Here is a 9,359-nt window from a genome sequence, read left to right as displayed (position 1 = left end):
CACGTCATATTTATATTCCTTTGCTGTCTTGGCTGATATAAGAAATAAGACACAAAAGCTCGAAAAATCAATGCAAAAACAACTAATCGAAGGATTTCAACTTTCTCCTCAACAAAAGCATCTTTGGTCATTGCAACAAGATAGCCTTGCTTATCAGAGTCAAGCTGCTATCCTCATTGAGGGGAATCTCAAAACAGAATTTCTTGAGTTAGGCTTAAAAAATGTTATCACCCAACATGAGATTCTACGGACGATTTTTCCTCGTAAACCAGGAATAAAAACTCCTCTTCAAGTTATATCAGAGAGTAGTGAAATATCTTGGCACAATATCGATTTGAGTAATTTTGACTTTCAAGAACAGGAAGCACAAACAGAAAAGATTATTCAGAAAGAAAGACACCAAAGTATCGACTTTGATAAAAGTCCTCTGTTGCGTCTATGTTTATTGAAACTGTCAGCCCAAAAGCATATTTTACTGATTAAACTACCAGCAATTTGTGCCGATGGCAAATCACTTCAAATTCTGATTGAGGAAATTTGCCAGTTTTATGCTACTTGTCTTCAAGGAAAAGAATTATTCTCTGTCGAAGAAGGCATACAATATATTCAATTTTCGGAATGGCAGAATCAATTACTTAATGATGAAGATGGTGCAATTGGTAAAGAATACTGGAGTAAGCAAGATTTGTCTGCTCTAACTACCCTAAAATTGCCTTTTGAGAACCAACGAAGTAATGATTCTGCTAAATTTGAATTTGACTTCTTTGAATCGAAGATAGAGCCTAAAATAGTTGCTGAAATTGAAGCGATTGCACGAAAATATGAAACTTCAATTTCTATAGTTTTGCTAACTTGCTGGCATATTCTGTTGTCGCGTATCACTGGGCAACAAGATATTATAATTGGTACTGCCTTTGATGGCCGTCAATATGAAGAGTTAGAGCGCTCGCTAGGATTATTTACTAAATACTTACCATTAAATTGTCAATTTGACACTGATTATAAATTTTCGGAAATACTTCAGCAAATTAATCAAACTGTCAATGATGCCTATGAATGGCAGGAGTATTTTACGGTAGAAGAAATAGTCAAGCATCCAGAGACATTTTATTTTCCTATAGAATTTGAATATCAACAGTGGACAGGAAAGATTTTAGCTGGTGATGTCTGCTTTTCACTGATTCAGCAATACATTTGTCTAGATAAATTTAAATTGAAACTTTCCTGTAATCATTACCAGGATGCACTAATAACAAAATTCGACTACGATGGAAATTACTTTAACGAAGATAATATTAAACTTCTGGCAGAACAATTCCAGACATTATTAGTAAGCATTATTAATAATCCCGATTCGGCTGTACTCACATTAAATATTCTCAGTGAAAGGCAACGACAATATCTACTAATCGAATGTAACAAAACAACTACAGATTATCCCCAAGATAAGTGCATTCACCAACTATTTGAAGAACAAGTTACCAAGACACCAGATAAAATTGCTGTTGTATTTGAGGAGGAACAATTAACCTACAGCGAACTGAATAGTCGTGCGAACAAAATAGCTCATTATCTCCAACAGTTGGGAGTCGGGCCAGATGTATTAGTAGGTATTTGTGTAGAACGTTCGCTCGAAATGATTATTGCACTGCTTGGTATTCTCAAAGCAGGCGGAGCGTATTTACCAATAGACCCTACCTTACCAACTTCTGGCATCGCTTTGCGTTTGCAGGATGCTCAAGTACCAATCCTCTTAACGCAGCAGCATTTGGTAAATCGTGTTTTTGCACAGACAACACGGGTAGTCTGCTTAGATACTGACTGGGAAGCCATCGATCAAGAAGCTAGCAATAATCCAACTAGTAAACTTAAACCTGAGAATTTAATTTATGTAATTTACACCTCTGGTTCTACAGGTATACCCAAAGGCGTATTAGTTGAGCATCAGCAACTGCTCAACTACCTGTATAGCATCCAAGAAAAATTGAATTTTCCCGTCGGTGCGAGTTTTGCGACTGTTTCCACCTTTGCCGCCGACTTGAGCAACACCGTTATCTTTCCTTCCCTGTGTAGTGGTGGATGTCTGCATATTGTATCAAGCGATCGCGCCGCCGATCCTGAAGCCTTAGCAGATTACTTTTTCCGCCATCCTATAGACTGCCTCAAAATTGTGCCATCTCACCTAAAAGCATTGCTGAGTGCCAAGAACAGCAAACAAGTTCTCCCCCGTCAGCGACTCGTGCTAGGAGGTGAGGCCACAAGTTGGAATTTGATTGAGCAGATTCAGCAATCAGCACCAGATTGTCAAATTTTTAACCACTACGGCCCAACTGAAGCCACAGTAGGCGTGCTAACTTATCGTGTCGAGAGCATACCCACTAATCAGGAATCTCAAACTGTTCCTATTGGTCGTCCTCTAGCGAACACCCAAATCTATTTACTTGACTCACTAGGACAACCAGTCCCTATTGGTGTAACAGGCGAACTGCATATCGGTGGTGCTGGTTTAGCACGGGGTTATCTCAATCAGCCAGAACAAACAGCTCAGAAGTTTACTGACAATGCTTTTATTCCTGGAAAACGCCTTTACAAAACTGGGGATTTAGCTCGCTATCGCAGTGACGGCAATATTGAATTCGTTGGACGCATTGACGACCAAGTTAAGCTGCACGGCTTCCGCATCGAACTGGGAGAAATTGAAGCCTCATTGTTGAAACACCATGCTGTCAGTGAAACTGTAGTGATTTTACGGGAGGATCAACCAGGCAACAAGCGCTTAGTAGCTTATGTCGTGCCTAAAGCTAAATTGTCTCCTACAACTAGTGAACTGCGGCAATTCTTGCTGGAGTTGCTACCCGAATATATGCTACCTGCTGTCTTTGTCCAGCTAAAGGCTCTGCCTTTGACAGCCAACGGTAAAGTGAATCGCCAGCTTCTACCCGCACCTGATACATCCAGACCGGAGTTGAAAGCAGCCTATGTAGCACCACGCACACCTAACGAGAAAATATTGGCTGAAATTTGGGCACAAGTTCTCAGGGTTGAGCAGGTTGGCATTTATGACAACTTCTTCGAGTTAGGCGGTGACTCGATTATCAGTATTCAAATTGTCGCCAGAGCTAATCAAGCAGGTCTCAAGCTGACACCTAAGCAACTATTTGAACACCAAACAATTGTTGACTTAGCAGCAGCAGCTGGCACTAGTTTGGTGATGGTGGCTGAACAAGATACAGTAACTGGTTCCCTGCCTCTGACATCAATTCAGCAATGGTTTTTTGAACAAAATCAGCCTGAACCACACCACTGGAACCAAGCAGTTTTACTGCAAATCAGGCGATCGCTTGATCCTGTGTTGTTACAAAAGACAGTCCAGCAACTATTGATATATCACGACGCACTGCGCCTGCGTTTTGTACAAACAGAATCTAGTTGGCAACAAATCAACGCTGATTTTGAGAATGTGGTGCCATTTACACAAATAGATTTGTCAGCACTCCCAGAAACTGAACAACAAAAAGCTTTAGAAACAGCCGCAGCAGAGTTACAAACTAGTCTTGACTTGTCCTCTGGCCCAGTGGTGCGGGTAGCTTTATTTAATTTGGGTGCATCTAAACCCAGTCGCTTATTAATTCTCATCCACCACTTAGCTGTTGATGGTGTATCTTGGCGGATTTTGCTGGAAGATTTCCAAACAGTTTATGAACAACTTGAGAGGGGAGAGGCGATGCAATTGCCACCCAAAACGACCTCGTTTAAACGTTGGGCAGAGTTACTAACAGAGTACGCGCATTCAACAGCAGTGCAGCAAGAGTGGGATTATTGGTGTACTCAAACTCAGAAATCATCTTCCTCTTTGCCAGTGGACTATTTAGAAGGTGATAATACAGCTGCTTCCGAAAAAATAGTCTCAGTATCCTTGAGTAAAAAAGAAACTCAAGCGCTACTTCAGGAAGTTCCAGCTGCCTATCGTACACAAATCAACGAAGTTTTGCTAACAGCACTAGTGCAAGCTTTTGCCGAGTTCACAGGAGAGAATTCGCTGTTAGTGGAGATGGAAGGTCACGGACGCGAGGAAATTTTCGATAATGTTAACCTCTCACGTACAGTTGGCTGGTTTACAACTCACTTCCCAGTACTCTTGGATTTAGGGGAAGTTGCCGACCCTGGAACAGCATTAAAACTGATCAAAGAGCAACTGCGTAGTATACCGGTTCGAGGTATTGGCTATGGCTTGCTGCGCTACCTCAATGAAGACCGTAATATTACTGACCAACTAGCAAAACTGCCTCAACCGCAAGTGAAATTCAACTACTTGGGTCAATTTGACCAGGTGATGTCGGAGTCATCACTATTTGAACCAGTTGACGAGTCTACTGGCCCAGAGCGCAGTTTGCAAGGTAGCCGCGATCGCTTGTTGGTAGTTAACAGCTTAATTACTTCCGGTCAGCTGCAACTGAATTGGAGTTATAGCGAAAATATCCATCGCCGAACCTCCATTGAAACTTTAGCTGAGAATTTTGTACAGGCGTTGCGCGAACTCATTACCCATTGTCAGTCTCCAGAGGCTGGAGGATACACGCCTTCTGATTTTCCCCAAATGCAGTTTAGCCCAGAAGAGTTTGATGAACTGCTTGCAGAACTATAGTGAATCATTATTAAAAATATGGAAAATAAAAAGAATATAGAAGATATTTATCCCCTTTCGCCCACGCAGCAAGGCATACTTTTTCACAGTCTCTATTTACCCAATTCAGGAGTATATGTAGCTCAGATTAGCTGTACTCTTAGTGGTTTTCTCAATGTCTCGGCATTAAAGAAAGCCTCGCAGTTGGTAATGGAGCAGCACTCAGTATTGCGTACTTCTTTTCATTGGGAACGTCGTGACCAACCGTTTCAGGTCGTTTATCGGCATGTAAACTTGCCTTGGAAGCAGCATGATTGGCGGGGAGTTTCTCCAGCTGAGCAACAACCATTGCTAGAGAATTTCTTACAGACGGATCGAGAGCAGGACTTTGACCTTGACAAACCCTCACTCATGCGTCTAAATCTGATCCAGCTAGCTGACGACAAACACCAATTTGTCTGGAGCAAACACCATCTAATTCTAGATGGGTGGTCAACGGCAATTGTTTTCAAGGAAGTTTTTGATGCTTACGAAGCGCTGCATCAAGGTAGCGATTTGCCTGTGAGCCGCAGCAGACCTTACGGAGACTATGTTGCTTGGCTACAGCAGCAAGATTTGTTGCAAGCCGAAACTTTCTGGCGGCTGATGCTTAAAGGTTTTACTGCACCTACTGCTTTAAAAGTTGATCGTAATTTTAGCGACTCTAATGGCAAGCAAGACCACAATGAGCAGCAAATCCAGCTATCTGAAGCGACAACATCTGCCCTAAAGTCTTTGGCTCAACAGCATCAGCTAACCTTGAACACTCTTGTCCAAGGAGCTTTTGCTCTACTTTTGAGTCGTTACAGTGGAGAGACGGACATCTTATTTGGCGTAACTTCTTCTGGTCGTCCACCAACTCTAGCTGGTGTTGAATCAATGGTAGGTGTTTTTATTAACACCCTCCCACTACGAGTCAATGCAAATCCTGAAGATTTTCTTCTACCTTGGCTGAAGCAGTTGCAAACTCAACAAATTGAGGCACGAGAATACGACTATAGCCCGTTAGTCGAAGTCCAAGCATGGAGTGAAGTGCCACGAGGTACACCTTTATTCGAGAGTATCTTAGTATTTGAAAACTATCCTATTGACTCTTCTTTACCAAAGCAAAGTGAAAACCTGGGTATTCGTGAGGTTCGCTTTGTTGAATCTATAAATTACCCCCTTACTATGCTGGTAAATGGTGGTACAGAGATGTCAATCAATATTTGGTATGATTGCCAACGTTTTGATGCAGATACTATTACCCGGATGTTGGGGCATTTCGGGACTTTGCTAGAAGAGATGGTTGCCAATCCTGAAAAGCGCCTCAAGGATTTGCAGTTATTGACACAAGGTGAACGGCATCAACTGCTGATAGAGTGGAATGATACTCAGGTAAATTATCCCCAAGACAAGTGCATTCATCAGTTGTTTGAGGAGCAGGTAGAGCGATCGCCAGATGCCATTGCTGTAGTTTTTGAAGACCAACAGTTAAGCTACCGAGAGCTGAATCAGCGAGCGAATCAGTTAGCGCACCACTTGCAAAAGCTAGGAGTGCGGCCAGAGGTACTGGTGGGGATTTGCATAGAGCGATCGCTAGAAATGGTAATCGGTCTTTTAGGCATCCTCAAAGCTGGTGGAGCCTATGTACCAATCGATCCAGCCTATCCACAAGAGCGCTTAACCTTCTTTTTACAAGACTGCCAAACAAGAATATTATTAACTCAAGATAAATTTAAACAAACCCTGTCCAGCAATGAAATTCAACTGATTTGTCTAGACAATGAGTGGACTACTATTGCCCAAGAACCCAGCGATAACACAGTCACAGGCATTGCATCTCATAATTTAGCCTACGTTATTTACACATCTGGTTCCACAGGTAAGCCCAAAGGCGTTTTAGTCAATCACTCTAATGTAGTTCGTTTGTTTGCAGCGACAAACTCTTGGTATAACTTCAACGCTGAAGATGTGTGGACACTGTTCCACTCTTATGCATTCGACTTTTCCGTGTGGGAAATTTGGGGTGCATTGTTTTATGGTGGAAGACTGGTAGTAGTGCCTTATTTAGTGACGCGATCGCCCGATTCCTTCTATAAGTTATTGTGTCAAGAGCAAGTCACAATTCTCAATCAAACACCTTCAGCCTTCCGCCAGTTAATTCAAGCCGAACAGTCAATAGCAACTATTGGTGAGTTAAACTTACGCTTAGTAATTTTCGGTGGAGAAGCCTTAGAACCCAAGAGTTTACAACCTTGGTTTGAAAGCCACGGCGACCAGTCGCCCCAATTAGTTAATATGTACGGGATTACAGAAACCACTGTACACGTTACCTATCGTCCACTAAGCAAAACCGATTTGCATGGCACGGCAAGTGTAATTGGTCGTCCAATACCCGACTTACAGGTGTATGTGCTGGATGAATATAAAAAGCCAGTACCAATTGGTGTTCCAGGCGAGATGTACGTTGGTGGTGCTGGGGTAGCGCGTGGTTATCTGAATCGTTCCGAATTGACACAACAACGGTTTATCTCTCATCCTTTTAGCCATGAACCAGGAAAACGACTTTATAAAACTGGAGATATCGGGCGATACCAACCAGATGGAAGCATCGAGTACTTGGGACGAATTGACAATCAGGTAAAAGTCCGCGGCTTCCGCATTGAGCTAGGAGAAATTGAGGCGACTCTGAGTCAATACCCAGGTGTGCGGGAAACGGTGGTTCTGGTTCGAGAGGAACAACTAGGCGACAAGCACTTGGTGGCTTATATTGTTCCAATGTCTGAGCAAACTCTTACAACTAGTGAACTACGAAACTACCTGAAGGGGCGAATGCCTAATTATATGGTGCCAACAGCTTTTGTCATGCTAGAGGCACTGCCTTTAACGCCTAACGGTAAAGTGGATCGTCGGGCATTACCTGCACCCGACACAGTTAGACCCGAATTGGACAAAGGTTTTGTCGCACCTCGCACCCCTGTAGAGGACTTATTGGCTGGGATCTGGTCTCAAGTTCTGAGTATTGAGCGGGTTGGCATCCACGACAACTTTTTTGATTTAGGTGGACACTCGTTGCTTGCGACCCAAGTCATGTCCCGCTTGTACAAAGCTTTCCAGATAGAGCTACCACTGCGCTATTTGTTCGAGTCACCGACTATTGCCGGATTAGCAGAGCATATTGAGACAGCAATAAGAACTGGGTCAGGATTAACAGTTGTGCCTCTTGAGTCGGTTTCACGGGATAAAGACTTACCTCTATCCTTCTCCCAACAACGCCTCTGGCTCCTCAACCAATTGGAGCCTAACAGTTCGTTGTACAACGTTCCCGCAGCAGTGCGCCTAACAGGTTTACTTAATGTCGCAGCACTCGAACATAGTTTCAATGAGCTGATCAAGCGTCATGAAGTTTTGCGGACTAGATTTGTGGCAGTAGATGGGCAACCGTTTCAGGTAGTTGAACCAACCTTAAGCTTGACCCTACCATTAGTGGATTTGCGATCGCTTTCTCAGACAGAACGAGAAGCTGAGGTTGAGAAATTAGCTCAAGAGGAAGCTAATCGACCTTTTGAGTTAGCTAAAAGTCCCCTGCTACGATGTGTGCTGCTGCAACTGGATGATACAGAGCATGTGTTGCTGGTCACCATGCACCACATTATCTCTGATGCCTGGTCTGTAGCAATCCTCATCCGAGAGCTAGGGGAACTCTACAAAGCTTTTTCTGCCAATCAGCCCTCTCTACGAGACGCTACGCGTAGCTTGCTTCCCCAAAGGGGTACACCACTTACTGAACTGCCCATCCAATATGCTGACTTTGCTATTTGGCAACGGCAGTACTTGCAGGGAGAGACGCTCAAAACTCAGTTGACCTACTGGAAGCAGCAACTAAACGGTGCTCCTCCCTTACTGCAATTACCTACAGATCGACCGCGACCAGCAGTTAGAACTTTCCGGGGTGCAACCCAATCTTTTACTCTACCAAAGTCCCTAACTGAGGAAATTAAAAACCTCAGCAACCGCGAAGGGGTAACTTTGTTCATGACTCTGCTGGCAGCTTTCAAGACTTTACTCTATTGCTGGACAGGGCAGGAAGATATTATAGTCGGCTCACCCATTGCGAATCGCACTAGAGCAGAACTGGAGGGACTAATAGGATTTTTTGTTAATACCTTAGTTTTGCGGACTGATTTGTCTGATAATCCTAGTTTCCGGGAGTTACTAGGTCGGGTACGCTCACGTACGTTAAAAGCTTACACTCACCAAGACTTACCATTTGAAAAACTAGTAGAAGAGTTGCAGCCTGAGCGAAATTCGAGTTACAATCCACTGTTCCAAGTGTGGTTTGTCTTCCAAAATGTTGCAATGCCATCGTTAGAGCTTTCAAATTTACATATCACTTCATTAAATATTGATAGCGATAGGGCAAAGCATGATTTGAGGCTTGAGTTAGCAGAGAGTGAAGAGGGGCTTATTGGCTCAATTGGTTACAGAGTGGACTTATTTGAAAAGGCTACCATTGCTCGCATGGTAAAAGATTTTGAAAGTCTTCTGATACAGATTACCATGCAGCCCAATATTAAATTAAACAATCTTGTAGAAATACTAACTGAAACTGATAGACAACAACAGATGATCAGAGAAAAAGAGTTAGAAAATGCCACTAGACAAAAGCTCCAGATGACTAAACGCAAGTCTATCAGTGGCATTTAAGTTCATT

2 protein-coding genes are annotated in these 9,359 nt (G+C 43.1%); both read left to right on the top strand.

The features are described 5' to 3' along the window. Nucleotides 1-70: 70 nt before the first annotated feature. Nucleotides 71-4,645: a non-ribosomal peptide synthetase gene (locus tag F8R90_RS20850; protein ID WP_196512268.1), complete on the top strand. Its 4,575-nt coding sequence runs from the start codon at nt 71-73 to the stop codon at nt 4,643-4,645. Between the two features lie 18 nt (nt 4,646-4,663). Continuing rightward, the gene (locus tag F8R90_RS20845; RefSeq protein ID WP_196512267.1) at nt 4,664-9,352 is read left to right on the top strand and encodes a non-ribosomal peptide synthetase; all 4,689 of its coding nucleotides are present in this window, start codon (nt 4,664-4,666) and stop codon (nt 9,350-9,352) included. Nucleotides 9,353-9,359: the final 7 nt, after the last annotated feature.

Origin of the sequence: Nostoc sp. NZL (genome assembly GCF_015714705.1) — a bacterium.
GTDB lineage: Bacteria > Cyanobacteriota > Cyanobacteriia > Cyanobacteriales > Nostocaceae > Nostoc > Nostoc foliaceum_A.
Note: the sequence above shows the minus strand (reverse complement) of the source record. Positions and strands in the feature narration are given on the sequence as shown.

Bases quoted from the DNA above. Each gene is read 5' to 3' on its own strand.
- F8R90_RS20850 (WP_196512268.1), top strand. From the start codon at position 71: ATGCAAAAACAACTAATCGAAGGATTTCAACTTTCTCCTCAACAAAAG.
- F8R90_RS20845 (WP_196512267.1), top strand. From the start codon at position 4,664: ATGGAAAATAAAAAGAATATAGAAGATATTTATCCCCTTTCGCCCACG.